This is a genomic window from Paenibacillus sp. IHB B 3084 (assembly GCF_001447315.1).
Taxonomy (GTDB): Bacteria; Bacillota; Bacilli; order Paenibacillales; family Paenibacillaceae; genus Paenibacillus.
Map to the genome: position 1 here is coordinate 1,899,151 of NZ_CP013203.1, position 16,827 is coordinate 1,915,977.

Consider the following 16,827-nt stretch of genomic DNA (forward strand, 5'->3'; position numbering starts at 1 on the left):
GTGATCGCGTGCTCGAAGGCAATAACTTCACACGCAACAAAATAAAACCCTATCATTTGCTGATTCCACTGCTGCCTATCATCGGCGGTGCGGTTCTACTCATAGGGACGAATGAAGCCCATGCTGCTGGCTCGGAAAATGTAGTACTCAACAAACCGGTAACATCAAGCGGCTACAGCCAACCTTATGAACCCGCCAGAGCAGTGGACGGCTCCTATGAGCCGACAAGCCGCTGGTATCAAGCCAGCAACGGTGAAAAATGGCTTCAGGTGAATCTGGGAGACTGGTATATCGTGAATCGCTATGGTGTAGCAGGCATGGGAATCATGAATGGCTGGCAGGATCAACGCGATCCTTACAGTTTCCGATTGCAAACGAGCAGTGATGGAACGAATTGGGCTACTTCCGATACTGTTCAAAATAATGCTGACGCTCATTTTAGCAGAAGCATTTCCCCGGTGACTGCACGATACTTGCGTCTGTATATTGATCAAGGAAATGCGAGAAACAACCAATGGGCTTCTGTCATGGAATTTGAAGCTTATGGGGAAAGATTGCCCGTTCCACAGGCTCCAGGTCATTTTACAGGAACCCAAAAAGGAAATACGGTGGAATTAAGCTGGGATGCTGTTCCTTATGCGACTTCATACAAGGTCATCCGAAATGGTGTCACCTTGTATACAGGACCCTTAACCCAATTCACAGATTCTTCGCCATTACCTCCCGGTGCAGCTCTTTACAGCCTTCAGGCTGTGAATGTTAAGGGCGAAAGTGCTCCCGTAGAGGTCACGGTGAATATTCTGACCGATGCCGATTATGTTGCACAGGCTAAAGCTGCACTGGCTCCTGGCTTCGCATCAGGAGATTCGGCTGCTACGGTATCACAAGGGCTGACACTGCCGCTGACCGGGTTGAACGATACAACGGTAAGCTGGAGTTCGGATACCCCTGATGTCATCACCAATGAGGGGGCTGTCACACGCCCGCGCTACGATTCGGGTGATCGGAAAGTAAAGCTGACCGCGACGATTACAAAGGGAACCGCTTCGGATACCCAAACTTTTGACGTTACCGTATTGAAGGTAGCTGCACAAAATACACTGGATCAGGCAGCAGATAGCCTATCACTGGGCGATTTGTCTGCGGTGAAAGAAAATTTGTCTCTTCCTCTGTCCGGCTATGGTGGTGTCCAGATCGAATGGTCCTCTGCCAATCCACTTGTTATCGCACCAGATGGAACACTTAGCAGACCCTCCTATATTGATGGAAATACAGATGTTACCCTGACGGCTGTCCTGCATCTCGAAGGCTTAACGAAAACAAAGAATTTCACTGCACATGTGCTCAGTCTGCCGATGAACGATATTGAAGCCGTAAACGCAGCTTACGCGGCACTTGATGTACCTGTAACCACCGTAACCGGGGACGTATATTTGCCGAAAGAAGGCTTGAACGGCGTTGAGGTATCGTGGACTTCGAATCACCCCGAGTTCCTGGATCACAACGGTCATGTCACGTTCCCGAGCTATGTACAGGGCGATCAAACCATTACGCTGGAAGCTGTTCTGACAAGAGGCGGAGTTGAACTTCGAAAAACATTCAGCCTGCTCGTGCCCGCACTGCCCGTAAGTGCTGATGAAGCAGTGAATTTGGCAGCAAATACCCTGAAACTGGATTACCCACAGGGGATTAAGGATTCCATCACTTTGCCCAATACAGGAGCATTCGACACACGTATTGATTGGTCTTCGGATCAACCGGATGTTCTCAGCAGTACGGGTCAAGTAAATCGGCCGAAGTTTATAGACGGTGATGTGAATGTACAATTAAAGGCCACTATATCCAAAGGTTCAGCCTCCGTACAAAGATCATTCATGATCACGGTATTGAAGGCGTTACCGAATACGCCCTATGTACGTTTGAACGGCAACAACCCGATCATACTGGAAGCTGGCAGCAACTTCACCGATCCGGGAGCCAGCGTGCTGGACAGCGTGTACGGTAATGTTCTGGTACCTGAACTAACAGGTATCGGCAACATGGATACGAATACGCCCGGTGTATACGTATTGAACTATGCTTATAGCGATCATTCAGGTTGGTCGGCTGAGCCAGCCGAACGCCACATAAACGTGCTGCCCCGTGCTATTGAAGCCGCAGCAGGCAATGACGCTACCGCCTCGGTGATCGTTACAGGCGCTTGGCCGGGCGCACGGCTTGAGCTGTACAATGCCCAGCAAGAGCTGATTGCGCAAGGAACCGCTTCTGGAGAAGGGAAATATGTATTTACACCTGTTCCTGAAGGAGTCAGCTACTACGTGCTACAGATCGTGAATGGTATGGAAAGTGCTCCCTCCAGATTAGTGTATGCACAGGGATTAACCGCCCAACGTGTAGCCGATTCCATAACAAGCCTGGCTGCACCTGCCGCCAGTGATACCCTGCTCAAGCTACCTGCTGTGCCCGAGGGCTTACGCCTGACCATCAGCAGCACTAGCCAGCCGGATATGATTCGCACAGATGGAGCTATCTTCCCGGCAGCAACCCAAACGGCGGTTACTGTGATACTGGAGGTCACCAAGGTAAGCGATGGTTCTCATGCCTTGACACAACCAATCGAAGTAACCGTTCCCGCAAAGGTCATTGTGGACACAGGCAATTCTAATAAAAAAGACGAGGACCATAACAACGCTGTTATCCAAAAGCAGCCTGGATTTTCTGAACAAGGAAAAGCAGTCATCATCCATATTCCTTCTACTGCATTTCTGGACGGACAAATCAATCAGGCCCGTTTGGAAGGCAAGGCTTACGCGGATATTTATCTGGAGCAGGAAAAGAATATTAGTCAGGTTATTCTTCCCTTTTCTTCGCTGAATAAATGGGATACCATCGGAGCCTCGGTCATATCCCAATATGGAACACTAATGCTATCCAGTCATACCTTAACCGACATGGCCTCGGGTCAGCAGGACGTTACGTTGTCATTCCAGCAGGCAGATGCACAACATGCACAGCAAATACGCGATTGGGCCGGACAACAATCCAATCTGAAGCTGATCGGTGCGTCTGTAGAATTCAAGGCTAACGTTACAGGCACATCGCATATCGTTCTGCCACTGGATACCGAATCCATCCGTGAATTGCAGGGCAAGGAACCCCAGTTTTCTATTCTCGTTATTCATGACAATGGAGAGCATGAGATTCTGAAAGGTACGGCAGTGAGGGATTCCAAAGGAAATCTGTCGGCTGTGGGTTTCGATACGACCCGGTTTAGTACCTTTGCGATTGCTGTCTCTACTGATACAAAGTCTCCACCCGATAATACAAACGCGCAGGACAGCACAACAAATTCAGCGGATTCGCAAGGCACAGCTCCGGTATGGCCGGATGTCCAAGGCCATTGGGCGGCGAAGTCCCTGCAATCGCTGGCAGACAAAGGCTGGATGCAAGGCTACAAAGATGGCAACATGCGTCCGGAGCGTGCGGTAAGCCGGGCAGAATTTGTATCCATACTGACCAGAGCGTTGGGAACCAATGGAGATGAGAGTGTGCCCACCTCATTTACAGATATGAAAGGGCACTGGGCTGCATCAGCCGTGGATGCCGCTCATCGTCAGGGATGGATCGAAGGGTTAAATGCTCAGACATTCGGCCCCGATGAACGTCTTACCCGTGAACAGGCGATGGTGATATTGTCACATGCGATGGCGGATAAGGCATCGGCTTTAAGCACGGTCACATTGCAATCCTATAAGGATGAGCAGCAGATCGCTTCCTGGGCTTCCTCAGCCTTCGAAAAGGCTGTTTCCTCCGGTTGGATCAGCGGATATCCTGATGGAACGCTCAAACCAAAGGCAGCCATTAGCAGAGGCGAGATGGCTGAACTACTGGTACGTATTTTCAAATAAGACTGATTAAGTACCCAATGGATTTAGATATATTAGTGGAGTATAAGCAAAACAGCGCGGTTTCCGAGTTATTCGGAGACCGCGCTTTGTTTATGAATGATATGGACTAACCTTGCGTATCATGCTGCTGGAATCAGAAAATCGGAAGCACGCCTTAAGTGGTTTACTGCGTTTGGGCACTATGCCTGCGGAAATGGCGACACTGGTCAACGTTATTGTCTCACTAAAGAAGGAGCATCCGGAAGTTCACATTGAGGTCACGACTGTTCTGCAATTAACGAATATTTTTTACAGCGTTACAAGTTAGAAGCCCGGTTTGGAAATACAGAAAATCGATATTAAAGCTTATGTACAAGCCTCCAATAATAATTCTTGTGTGGTGATTCACCCTTTTCGCTTCAGTAAATATATTGTTAATATCTGCGAAACGGGGGCGATGATCCACTTGTCACCTCTACAGTAGGGAGAAATGTGAGGAGGAGATATTTGAACATGAAACACAGAAAACCGTTCAGGTTCAGTGGTGCTTCAAAAAAAGAAGAGGATTGCAAACCACCTAAAATTAGCAGAGAAACGGAAGAACTTCTCAAGCTGATTCAGGAATTAATCGCGATCATCCCGCTGGTTTTCGCTAATCCCTCTGCAGCTAATGTATCTTCATTGCAACAGATTTTACGCCGGTTATTAGCTCTGGCGAATACCTTAAAACTTAAAGGCTCCATTAAAGCAGATTTACTGGCGGCGTTGGAACTGGCTATCGTAGCGTCGGAAGCCACCCCTTTCTCTCCGATCGGCGTTGGAACCACATTGCAACAACTACTGGATATCTTGTTGTCTATCATTTTGCAGGAACCCATTGACCCTGCCCTTAAAGACAGTTTGATCAGTGCTATAAGAAGTGCCGGGACGGCTATCAGTATTGCATTGGGAGGCACGTCAGGCACACCCGGGCTACAAGGGCCTGCCGGACCTGTTGGGCCGGGTGGTGCGCCAGGTCCTGTCGGTGGACCAGGACCTGTGGGTGCGGCAGGACCACAAGGCCCAGTTGGACCTGCTGGGCCTGCTGGGCCTGTCGGGGCTGCCGGACCTGTTGGAGCCGCCGGGCCTATCGGCGCCGCTGGACCAGTAGGAGCCGCCGGGGCTGCTGGAGCCACAGGCGCTACGGGCGCAGCGGGGGTCGCTGGGGCTACAGGAGCTACAGGCGTTACTGGAGCCACGGGTTCGGGAGCGATCATTCCGTTTGCTTCTGGCGGACCTGCGATTTTGACAACCATTGCTGGCGGCTTGGTGGGCACTACCAGTCTAATCGGCTTCGGAAGCTCGGCAACAGGCATTAGCCTTGTGGGTGGAACCATAGACCTGACAGGTACGCTTGTCGGTCCACTGATCAACTTTGCTTTCTCCGTTCCACGGGATGGCGTCATTACATCGATTGCCGGATATTTTAGTACAACGGCCGCGCTTGCTCTAGTAGCTTCATCCTCAACGATTACTGCCCAGTTGTTCAGTTCGCCTACACCTAACAATACCTTTACAGCGGTTCCTGGAGCCTCAGTTACTCTGGCACCACCACTCACAGGCATCGTTGCCCTGGGCACAATTTCCAGTGGTATCACAACAGGATTAGCAATACCGGTAACTGCACAAACTCGTCTGCTTCTGGTCTTCTCCGCGACTGCTACGGGAGTTTCTCTTGTGAATACCGTTGTGGGTTATGCGAGCGCAGGCATTACCATTACCTGATCCAAGACGAAAAAGGCTCAGCAGGACTTGTTCCTGCCGAGCCTTTTCTTATTTGCATTAAAGTGATATTTTCACTTCGTCTCCATCTTCCCGAATGGTGAATGTTTTAATTTGTCCGTGATCAGGCTCTTGAACGATACCCGTCTCCAAATCAATCTTCCAATCACATAGCGGATCATAAATGTAATGACCGGATACCATCGCTTCGGTAAGCGGCCCTCCTTTGGGATGAGGGCTGGAATTTTCAACAGCGTAAAGCTTGTTCTCCGAAGTGCGAAAAACGGCGATTTCGTTATCATCCAACCGGATAGTCCGCCCAATTCTATTGGGGAAATCCTTACTGTTACCGACGATAAGCCATTCAGCATGCTTGATCATTCGCTTGATTGCTCCCTTCTTAAGGCATTATTTAAAAAGCATTCACACAACAGATGGTGTAACTACTTCAAATAAATTTTTGCGTGAATCGGCATCGTTGATGATCTTTTTCCAGGGATCTTCAACCTGCTGCAGTGCAAATTCGATCCGTTCTACTAAAGCTTTGCGATGATCTACATCGTGAACGACAGCCTTCCGTATCTCTTCAAGGCCGGTCCGTTCGACCCATTCCGAAGTACGTTCCAGGTATTGGCCTGTTTCCCGGTACAGTTGCATCACGCTTCCCACAATATCAATCAATTCATCGTCCGTCTTCACTTTACAGAGCGAATCAGCCAACCGTGCTTTTATACCGCCGTTTCCACCGATAAAGATCTCCCAGCCTCCATCATTACCTACAATCCCGATATCCTTCGTACACGATTCCGCACAGTTGCGGGGACACCCGTTGACCGCTAATTTAAATTTTGCCGGAAAATCCAATCTTTCAAATTTCCGTTCCAGCAACTCTCCCATTCCCATGGAATCCTGTGTGCCAAAACGGCAAAATTGTGATCCAACACAGGTTTTAACTGTACGAAGAGATTTGGCATAAGCATATCCCGACGGCATATCGAGTTCTTCCCATACTTTAGGCAAATCCTCTTTACGGACACCAATCAAATCTAGCCGCTGTCCTCCTGTTACTTTAACAACTTTAACGTTGTATTTAAGAGAAACATCAGCTATTTTCTTCAAATCCTCTGGAGTTGTTACACCGCCGTACATTCTTGGAACAACTGTAAACGTTCCATCTTTTTGAATGTTCGCGTGCAACCGCTCGTTGACGAAACGGGAATCTTCCTCATTTTCATAGGTATCCGGGTTAATCATACCCAAGTAATAATTCAGCGCCGGGCGGCATTTGGAGCATCCTTCATCATTATGCCAACCAAGCACATTCATGACTTCACGCGTCGTTGTAAGACCCTTGGTTTTAATAGCCGCTACAATCTCGTCCCGGCTCAATGTTGTGCAGCCACATATTCCTTGCTTGGCTGTCGTCTTGAAGCTGTCTCCAAGAACATACTGGAGAATTTGTTCAACGACCGGCTTGCACCCCCCACAGGAACGTGTGGCACCGGTACATGCCTTAATTTCGTCGACTGTGGTCAGTCCATTTTCATTGATCGCATCGACAATCGCCTTTTTGGTCACACCGTTGCAGCCACAGACAATTTCATCATCTGCCATGGTCTCGGCGGATAAGGTCTTAGCCCCGTCTTTACTGCATCCGGTACCCATGATCTGTCCATATATCTCATCCGTCATCAACGTTTGCTGACGCACATATTTTTGAAGGCTAGCAGATTCGCTCACATCGCCAAACAGTACAGTTCCAACAATCTTATTTTCACGAAGCAGCACTTTTTTGTACGTGCGCTTCCACTCATCCTTTGCCACAATCACCGTATGTTCAGGCTGGGTTATGAATTCACCAGCCGAGAAAACATCCACCCCTGAAATTTTGAGCTTGGTGGAAACCACCGATCCCATATAACCTTCAGTATCCGCACCTGCCAAATGTTTGGCAATTACACTCCCCTGTTCAAACAGCGGAGCTACCAAGCCGTAACAGGTTCCGCGGTGTTCAACACATTCCCCTACAGCATATACATCCGGCACAGAGGTTCTCATCAAATCATCGACTACAATACCACGGTTCGTTTCCATACCACTTTGCACAGCTACCTGAATATTAGGTTTGATCCCGACGGCCATAACGACCAAATCCGCTTCCAACTCGCTTCCGTCTGAAAACCGCAATCCTTGTACCCGATTTTGACCGTACACCTCCGAAGTTTGCATTTGCATAGCAAACTTGATTCCCTGGCGTTCTAGTTCTGCTTTCAGCATCGCAGAGGCTTCCCGGTCCAGCTGACGTTCCATCAAATCCTCCATTAAATGAACGACCGTAACATCCATACCCAGGTTGACCAAGCCTTTAGCTGCTTCCAGCCCCAATAGACCTCCACCAATGACAGCTGCCTTTTTAAAGGTCTTCGCCGCCTCAAGCATTGCCGAGCAATCGGCGATATCTCGGAAACCGATGACACCCGGTAATTCTTTGCCCGGAATAGGTAGAATAAACGATTGTGAGCCAGTAGCCACCAAAGCCACATCGTATTCAATTTCCAGTCCGTCTTCGGTGTGAATCTTCTTGTGCTCACCGTCGATGCTTTTCACCATTTTTCCTGTATATAAAGTAATCCCTTGATCCGCGTACCATTGCAAATCGTTCAGTATGATATCATCAATCGTTTTACTACCTTCCAACACATAAGAGAGCATGATCCTGTTATAGTTCGGATGCGGCTCATTTCCCAGGACCGTAATTTCATACTTATCCGTTAATTTCAAAATTTGTTCGACCGTATTGATACCAGCCATCCCGTTCCCTATAACCACAAGTTTCTGTTTACTGTTTATCATATACCGGTTCCTCCATTCATTCGGCGATGCTTCCTATCCGACGACATCTCCTACGTTCCTATGAATATTGCTTATGCTTCTATTCTAATGCAGCAGATAGAGCTATATGTGATCACAGTCACAATGTAGTTCAAATTATAAATGTTTAGGGATTTCCCTATTCAAATTCAAGGGATAAAGGTAAGAAACTGAAACCGAAATTGAAATTGAAATTGAGTTATAATGACGATTTTTGAAAAGTGGATGCTCCTATTTGACTCTTCTCAATATTTGATTTAAAATTTAATTAAATGATACAAAAAACTATCAATTAATAATATATGATATCAAATAAATAAGGAGTTCCAATGAAGAAAGACATGACAACGATCAAGCAAGCGAGGCTTAACAGCCTTTTGGATGTAGCTACCATGCTACTTATTGAAAAGCCAAACGCCTCCATGAATGAGATTGCCGATTATGCCGGAATTGGTATTGCCACATTGCATCGATATGTTGAAAGCAGAGAGCAACTGATGATTTATCTGGGATTTCGGGCCATCGAAGTCGTAAGTGAAACCATGAAAGGGATTCCCTTGGACGAGGAAAACTATGAAAATTACATTCCAGAGTTGATTGAGGCACTTATTCCGTTAGGAGATAAAATTTATTTTCTTGCTCATGATGCATCCGTCAACTTCAACAAGGAAATTGAAGGAGCGGATCAGAAGCTAAGGGAACCCATATTACATGTAATTGAAATATTGCAACAAAAAGGTTATTTTCTTCCGCATATCGATAAAGATTGGATCATGAATGTCCTCTACTCGCTGCTTTTTCTAACATGGCAGCAAGTAAGGAACGGCAATATTGCGAAAAATTCTGCAGCGGCACTGGTAATAAATACTTTTTACCATGGATTCAAAGCAACTGATTAATGATCACACTGGATTATGAAGAGGCGTACCACGCGAGGAGGAATCTACATGTTGATTCAAAACGTACTAGGGAGTATTGCGATTTCCAAGGATGCTATTTCTAAAATCATTGGCAAGACAGCAACGGCAACAATGGGAATTGCATCGATGTCAACAGGAGTCGTTGAAGGAATCACTAACAAGTTAAGTGGGAAAAGCCTGCAAAATGGCATTGAACTTCATGTGACAGGATCAGGACTGGATGTCGATTTAAGCATTGTTGTTCATTACGGAACAAGAATGTACGATGTAGGCAGAGAATTACAGAAGAATGTTCGGGAAGCCATTGAGAAATATACGGGCCTATCCATTGGCATGATAAACGTCAAAGTACAAGGGATATCCCTATCCGTTAATTAATCGCGCAGCAATCCTTTCTACAGAACAGCTTAACTTCTATGGCACTCCACATTATATATTTTATAGATTAATCGACAAAGAAACCGTCCTCTGGAAGAATGGAACTACCATTCAACTTGCTCCAGAAGCGGTTTCTTTGCTTTATGAATTATTGACTTTGACTCAGATTGATGAAATATTTATCAACTTGCCGTGCAGCCCGGGATGAACCCCAGCCGCGATTTTTTCCGTCTGTGTACTATGAACCATAAGAAATTTGTTTTTCTTCGTAAGCAATGGGTTTCCCTGATGGTCCCCACTTATTTCAAGCGGCATATTCGTTCCTGCCGATAGGATCACTATCGTCAAATATCCTTCACTGTCAACCTTGCAAGGAGCATAATGAAGTGTCGTTGAATATAGCTCAACTACTGTGTTTTTAGGCTGGAAAAAAGCCTGAACATTTTCGCTACCATAGGTATTATTTTCAATGTCCTGTACTTTGCCGACAAGGTGGATACAGTCCGTCGCGGCAATCACCACCTCGCTGCCCTGATGATATTCCAGCCCTGTTAGTCCTGTATTCTGCCCTGCACAAAAGCCAGCCTGAATCGGGAGTTGGCCATACACTTCATCTTGAATCCGATGAATTACACCAAAGGCTTCGAGTTCTGCAACCGAGGGTACATAATGATTTCCCTGATTGGGAACGATAGTGGTTTCTTTTGCATACTTGATAAGCCCTGTCGTATTGAAATGAGTCAGCAGCCTCCCATACGGGCGGAACGCCTCACTCATTACCTCTTGAATGACCAGAGGTGCATTGACTTGATTTAGTCTTTCCATTGTATTCATAGCTTGACCTCCAGCAATGAATCTCCCGTGTGCACTCGGTTGTTTCCCAGCACCTTAACATCAGAGTATTCGGCTGTATTGGTCACAATAATCGGTGTAGTCATGTCATAGCCCAGAGCTTTAATCTCCTCAATATCAAACTCGACTAGCAGTTGACCTTTGGTAACCCGATCCCCTTCTGAGATATGCGTTTTAAAATGCTGTCCTTTCAATTTGACGGTGTCCATACCGATGTGGACCAGGATCTCCGTTCCTCCATCCGATACAATGCCAATCGCATGGCCTGTGCGGAAGGCATTAGCTATAGTTCCGTTGAATGGCGAAAGCAGCTTGCCGTCCTCAGGCACAATAGCAACGCCTTTACCCATGGCTCCTGTGGAGAATACTTCATCAGATATCTCGGATAAAGGTTTGACAACACCCGTCAGCGGGCTGGAAATGTTCTCATTCGTCAGCGCAGGAGCTGGGGTTTCAACTTCTTTCTTCTCTTCATGGACTGCAACCATTTCTTTTTCCATGGAATCATTAAATCCAAAGAAATACGTGGTAATGGCTGTGAATACATAAGCCACTGTAATGGCAATTACGAATCCGGCGAATCCTGTGCCGAAGAAAATCGGCAGGGATGCCAAGCCTGGTATACCTGGAGCAATGGCCACGGAACCCGAAGCACCCGTGATCGCCCCGGCGATAGCACCCCCGATAACAGCCCATACGAACGGTTTTTTGTAGCGGATACTAATCCCGTAGATGATCGGTTCCGTGATACCAAACAGACCGGTTATCGTTGCAGGACCTGCAATAGCTTTTACTTTTGGATTTTTAGTTTTAAGGAATACACCCAGTGCCGCACCTGCTTGTGCAAAGTTAGAAGGCGCAAATAATGGTTTCAGGGTATCATGACCGTATACCGCAATGTTATTGTACATAATAGGAACAAACGCCCAGTGCAGCCCCATAACAACCAGCATCTGCCACCCAGCACCTACGATGACTCCTGCTACAATTGGACTCAAATTGTATAAGAAAGTGTAACCCTTAGCCAGTCCCAAGCTTGCATATATTCCAATCGGCCCAACCGCGATCAGAGTCAAGGGAACAATGACCATAAGACAGATAAGTGGCGTTATAAAATTTTTCACGCTATCATGAATAACTCTATTCAGGAATTTCTCCAGAATCGATAGTAACCAAACCGCGATAATCACTGGAATAACCGAAGAAGTATAACTCATAAGAACAACAGGAATATTGAAGAAGGTAATATCTGCTTTATCGTTATATAAAGTAATAATATTCGGGTACACCAAAGCCCCTGCTATCGCAAGCGCAACAAAGGTATTGGCTCCAAATTTCTTCGAAGAGGTCACAGCAATCGCTATCGGCAGAAAATAAAAGATACTGTCTGCGGCAGCGAACCAGATCGAATAGACACCACCTGTTTTGGTGAGCCACCCCAACGAGGCAAGCATTAATAAAAGCCCTTTCAAAATTCCTGAAGCTGCCAGTGCCCCCAAAAATGGTGTGAAAATACCCGAAATAATGTCCACCGTTTTGTTAAACCAATTACCTTCAGACGCGGAGGACTGGTCTTGGGCAGCATTGTCACCAATACTGCTGATTTTGGAAATTTCTTTAAATACATCACCTACCGTATTCCCAATAACCACTTGATATTGTCCACCGTTTTCAACAACTGTAATAACCCCGGGAATATTTTGTGTTTTGTTCTTGTCGGCCTGATCCCTGTTTTTTAATTTAAATCTCAGCCGAGTGGCACAATGCACCAAGCTAGAGACATTTCCTTCTCCGCCAACGGACGCTAAAATGTCTTTTGCCAGTTTTTCATTGGACATGATGCTCGCTCCTTTAATCCTCATTTGGCATATTTCTATGAAAGTAAACGTTTACATAAATGGTAGTAATCCAAAGACTCTACACGCACTCCAAGGAGTACGAAAAGGATATAGAGTCTTTAAATTACGTGGGTCAATCGTTACCGACTTCTCCCTACCATTCTCTTGATTGTATGTCTGCGTCCTTTAATGGATAATGCAAGCTGGTACACGTTCTCGGGAAGAGGTGTTCCTGCATAACCACCATCTCCAATAGCATGGATATCTGCACCCGTCTGCTTCATCATGAGTGCGATCCAGGCGATCGTTTGAACATCTGCCCCTTCAACTGAGCTGTTCAGGAAAGAAAGAGCAAGAGTTCCCGGTTTATACGAATGGACAAACTCTACGCACTGTCTAACATGCTCCACTGTAATGCCGTGTCTGGAGCCAGGAGCCGGTAAAGTAATAACGTCAGCACCCGAATCAATCAAATCCTTGATAATATCATTGGAAGGTCTCTCGCTCAGCGGATCACCCAATACCTTCTCAATGGTGCCATCTTCCCACTTCCCTGCACAGATCAAGATTTTGTCTCCCAGCGTTTCTTTTGCCAGTTTGGTTGCCTCAATGATCCGTTCAAAGGTTGTACCCGCGGAAGGGTTGCCTCCCAATACGATAAAATCGGCTCCGATCTCCAGGGCGCGCAGGAAGTTCTCTCTGGAAGCGACTCTACCTTCTTTGGCCTCTACATATTGCTCTCCCGCAACCTGTGCATCAGGGCTTGGACACTCAAAATAAATACCAAGCGGAATACCGGCCCATTCCTTGATTTGCTTCAGGCTGTACGGCTTCTCAGCCAGCTTGCCATGCTTCATTTCACGCAATCCGATATTGGATTCTTCTTTGATCATATCAAAGCCGTTCAGCATAACCATATCTGCGCCGTAGGCAGCCTGGATTTCCGCATTGGTGACACCATCAACCAAACCGGTGTTTATCATTACAAGATGTTGTCCCATAATGACGCGCCCTTCAGAAGCCAGAATGGACTCTTTTAGATCTGCTGCGCTAAATTTCAAAATATCCGTTTTCGTGCTCGCGATTAATCTTTTAGCCAATGTAATCTCCTCCAAGTCATTTATGTTTTATAAGTGGTTGTTTATCAGCACAAATGCTGCTCTTCAATATCTGAAATCATCTTGATGCGGTCACCATGGCGGCCACCTTCAAATTCAGCCTCCAGCCATGATTTTACAATCATTTTCGCCAATTCACTTCCCACGACACGCGCACCAAATGCAAGAATATTCGTATTATTATGCTGCTTGGACAACTGTGCCGAATAAGGCTCACTGCATACTACGGCACGAATTCCCTTCACTTTGTTGGCCGAGATGGATATGCCCACGCCTGTGCCGCAAATGAGAATACCTGCATCAGCCTGCTGCCCGGCAACAGCCTCTGCAACGATTTTTCCATACTTCGGATAATCGGTTCTTTCTGAACTTTCCGGTCCATAGTCTATGACCTCATGACCCAACTCACGAACGTAAGCTGAAATAATCGCTTTCAGCTCTACAGCCACATGGTCACTCCCGATGGCAATTTTCATGGCTCTATTCCTCCCCAAATTAGATATTTTTTAATCTGTTAATGATGGTTTTGTAGGATTCTTCTTTACCAAACAAAGTGGATGTCCCCAAAACGAATCCTTCAACGCCGTAGTGTGTCAATTCGTTGATCTTCTCTTCGGAGATAGCCCCATCTACCACAATTGTATAATTCAATCCCTTTTCATGTTTAAATGCTTGCAGTGCTTGAATCTTGTCATTCACAAAGGGTAAATATTTTTGACCTGCAAAACCCGGATTTACAGTCATGACCAGCACATAGTCGACCATGCCAAGCAAAGGTTCCACCGCAGCAATAGCCGTTCCTGGATTAAGGGCAATTCCTGCTTTTACCCCTCTTCCAACCATTCGATCAATTGTGCGCGTCGGATGCATATCAGACTCCGGATGGAAGTAAATAATATCTGCACCCTTATCAGCAAATAAATCAATATAGGCAGAAGGGTTGTCAATCATCAGATGGACATCTACTGTTTTTTGGGTTTGTTTGCGGATGTACTCCAAATCCTGAAGCCCCATTCCAAAGTTGGGGACAAATTTACCGTCCATAATATCGATATGATAAATATCCACATTTGCTTCATCCAGAGCGTTTACTTCATGCTCCAAGGATCTGAAATTGGCGCACATCATAGAAGGACATAATAGCATACTCATTAAAAATCACCCTTTCCAAAACCTAAAGGTAAACGATTACTCTAATGACGTAATTCATGTCTGAGATAACGATTACCCTTCTAAAAAATAAGAAGAAATACGTGATTTGAATTTCATCGGATTAACTATTCATCTCGTTAATAATTAATATCGAGAATTAGTTGGGTAAACGTTTACCTTTTCGCTATTAAATTATCATTTTCCGATACCTTTGTCAAACGTTTTTTAGTCACATTGCCACTTCATCGGCCTTTGAATCCCCGTTTCATATTTAATGAGTAAATACAACCTTTATAAGGAATACTTTAGGAACAACTTGTATCTTAAGGGAAAATGAATTGAATCGTTTGGAGGTGATCATCATGTGGTCTAAAATAATTTCTTATATTCCAAGCTGGAGTACACTCTTTCAAGCAGGTCTCGCGTTGATTATTCCTTTAGGAATTTATTATATAAACACATCGATTTATTCGTTTGTTGGCAGTAAGGGGCAAAACCCAAACATTCTTCTGATCGTCCGCTCTCGGACGAACATAACGAAGGCCACGCGGATCAACAGCATGAACCAAGCTCCAAAATTTCAGGGAATTATGATTCCGATTTAAAATCGATCCGAGAGGCTATAGGCGAAAATAGTGATGTGCATTTTCGTGAGTTTGTAGTAAAGAAATTTCATGCACGGTCCGTGTTAGTCTTCATAGAAGGTATGCAGGATGAAGAGCTTATGAACAAGCAGGTATTGCAGGTCTTGATGTTTGAAGGCCAGCAGGACCCACAGGAACAGCAGGAAAGTATAAGTAACTCTTTTATAAAAGATAGCTTGATGCCACTTACGCAAATTAGTGAAGTTGCTGATATGGAGGACCTGCAGGAGTCTATACTTTTAGGCCATACTGCCTTATTAATTGAAGGAATGAAGGGAGCACTGCTAGTCGGGTCTCCTAACGGCTCTATTCGCTCCGTCAATGAACCAACCTCTGAAGCGTTACTTCGGGGTCCCAGAATTGGTTTTACGGAGGTATTAAGTGAAAATACTTCGATGCTTCGACGCCAAGGCTTAAATAAAAGTCTGGAAATGAAGAAATTCCAAGTGGGAAGCCGAATCAAAAAAGATCTAGTTGTCGCGTATATAAAGGATATTGTGAATCTGGATCTCCTCGAAGAAGTAAACCGCAGAATTTCAAAAATAGACATGGATTTTTTGGCTGAATCCGGTTATGTGGAACAACTTATTGAAGACAATTATTTAAGCCCGTTCCAGCAGGCTCACAACACAGAGCGCCCCGACCGTGTCATTAACGCTTTGTTGGAAGGAAGAATAGCCATTTTGCTGGATGGAACACCTTTCGCACTTATTGTTCCGGTGACCTTCAGTATGCTGCTTCAATCACCCGAGGACTATTATGAGCGCTGGATTCCAGGAACACTTTTGCGTCTGCTGCGATTTTGCGGAGCGTTTATAGCGCTTATGGGGCCTGCTTTGTATATCTCTTTTATATCGTTTCATCCCGGTTTGATTCCAACCAAGCTGGTCATTAGTATCATCGAAACCCGCCAAGGCGTCCCTTTCCCATCTGTCATAGAAGTCATGATTTTGGAAATCTCTATCGAAATCCTACGGGAAGCAGGCATTCGCTTGCCCAAACCCATTGGTCCTGCAATGGGCATTGTGGGAGGCTTGGTCATCGGCGACGCTGCTGTAAATGCGGGTATCGTTAGCCCATTCCTTGTGATTGTGGTTTCGGTTACTGCGATTTCTTCGTTTTCGATACCGACATACAGTACGGGCATTACCTTGCGTCTTTTGCGTTTTGTCGGGATGCTCTTTGCAGCACTCCTGGGCATGTTAGGAACCATATTGTTCTTTCTGTTAATTTGTATCCACCTGACGAAATTGAAAAGCTTTGGCGTACCGTATGTAACCCCCTTTTCGCCCATGCGTCTAAGCGACTGGAAGGATGTGTTCATTCGTGCTCCTATATCTATGATGAAACGAAGACCTGTTATGATGAAAACCCAGCAAAAAAAGCGTAGACCATGATGCCAAGAT

12 protein-coding genes and 1 pseudogene are annotated in these 16,827 nt (G+C 45.8%); 6 read left to right on the forward strand and 7 right to left on the reverse strand.

Annotated elements, in window-relative coordinates; translation table 11 throughout:
• Window positions 1-8: 8 nt before the first annotated feature.
• The 3 genes from ASL14_RS08900 to ASL14_RS08910 all read left to right on the forward strand — a co-directional run bounded on the left by ASL14_RS08900 (window position 9) and on the right by ASL14_RS08910 (window position 5,651).
• Complete coding sequence (locus ASL14_RS08900; RefSeq protein WP_134911304.1) at window positions 9-3,908, forward strand: immunoglobulin-like domain-containing protein; 3,900 nt, start codon at window positions 9-11, stop codon at window positions 3,906-3,908.
• A gap of 121 nt (window positions 3,909-4,029) precedes the next feature.
• A complete protein-coding gene (locus ASL14_RS08905) occupies window positions 4,030-4,215 on the forward strand; it encodes a type 2 periplasmic-binding domain-containing protein (RefSeq protein WP_134911305.1) in 186 nt (61 codons plus the stop codon).
• 185 nt (window positions 4,216-4,400) lie between these two features.
• Entirely contained in the window at window positions 4,401-5,651 is a 1,251-nt protein-coding gene (locus ASL14_RS08910; protein ID WP_134911306.1) for an exosporium glycoprotein BclB-related protein, read from the forward strand.
• A gap of 57 nt (window positions 5,652-5,708) precedes the next feature.
• On the opposite strand, the gene nirD is transcribed toward ASL14_RS08910, so the two are convergent.
• Both nirD and nirB read right to left on the reverse strand, forming a co-directional pair.
• A complete protein-coding gene (nirD, locus tag ASL14_RS08915) occupies window positions 5,709-6,029 on the reverse strand; it encodes a nitrite reductase small subunit NirD (protein WP_134911307.1) in 321 nt (106 codons plus the stop codon).
• A gap of 42 nt (window positions 6,030-6,071) precedes the next feature.
• Entirely contained in the window at window positions 6,072-8,501 is a 2,430-nt protein-coding gene (gene nirB, locus ASL14_RS08920) for a nitrite reductase large subunit NirB (protein ID WP_134911308.1), read from the reverse strand.
• 347 nt (window positions 8,502-8,848) lie between these two features.
• On the opposite strand from nirB, the gene ASL14_RS08925 reads away from it, so the two are divergent.
• Window positions 8,849-9,418 carry a TetR/AcrR family transcriptional regulator gene (locus tag ASL14_RS08925; RefSeq protein WP_134911309.1) on the forward strand — a complete coding sequence of 190 codons (570 nt, stop codon included), beginning with the start codon at window positions 8,849-8,851 and terminating at the stop codon, window positions 9,416-9,418.
• 48 nt (window positions 9,419-9,466) lie between these two features.
• The gene (locus tag ASL14_RS08930) at window positions 9,467-9,817 is read left to right on the forward strand and encodes an Asp23/Gls24 family envelope stress response protein (protein WP_134911310.1); all 351 of its coding nucleotides are present in this window, start codon (window positions 9,467-9,469) and stop codon (window positions 9,815-9,817) included.
• A gap of 162 nt (window positions 9,818-9,979) precedes the next feature.
• Here the strand turns inward: ASL14_RS08930 and ASL14_RS08935 are convergent, their stop codons facing one another.
• The 5 genes from ASL14_RS08935 to rpe form a co-directional block, all read right to left on the reverse strand.
• On the reverse strand, window positions 9,980-10,651 hold the full coding sequence (locus ASL14_RS08935) for a DUF4867 family protein (protein WP_134911311.1): 672 nt from the start codon (window positions 10,649-10,651) through the stop codon (window positions 9,980-9,982).
• Window positions 10,648-12,507: a beta-glucoside-specific PTS transporter subunit IIABC gene (locus ASL14_RS08940; RefSeq protein ID WP_134911312.1), complete on the reverse strand. Its 1,860-nt coding sequence runs from the start codon at window positions 12,505-12,507 to the stop codon at window positions 10,648-10,650. The genes ASL14_RS08935 and ASL14_RS08940 overlap by 4 nt, the downstream gene beginning before the upstream one ends.
• A gap of 140 nt (window positions 12,508-12,647) precedes the next feature.
• On the reverse strand, window positions 12,648-13,607 hold the full coding sequence (locus tag ASL14_RS08945; RefSeq protein WP_134911313.1) for a DUF7916 family protein: 960 nt from the start codon (window positions 13,605-13,607) through the stop codon (window positions 12,648-12,650).
• A gap of 44 nt (window positions 13,608-13,651) precedes the next feature.
• On the reverse strand, window positions 13,652-14,101 hold the full coding sequence (rpiB, locus tag ASL14_RS08950) for a ribose 5-phosphate isomerase B (protein WP_134911314.1): 450 nt from the start codon (window positions 14,099-14,101) through the stop codon (window positions 13,652-13,654).
• A 19-nt stretch (window positions 14,102-14,120) separates the two neighbouring features.
• On the reverse strand, window positions 14,121-14,777 hold the full coding sequence (gene rpe, locus ASL14_RS08955; protein ID WP_134911315.1) for a ribulose-phosphate 3-epimerase: 657 nt from the start codon (window positions 14,775-14,777) through the stop codon (window positions 14,121-14,123).
• Window positions 14,778-15,139: 362 nt separating this feature from the next.
• Here rpe and ASL14_RS08960 point away from each other — a divergent pair.
• Window positions 15,140-16,818, forward strand: a pseudogene (locus tag ASL14_RS08960) (spore germination protein).
• Window positions 16,819-16,827: the final 9 nt, after the last annotated feature.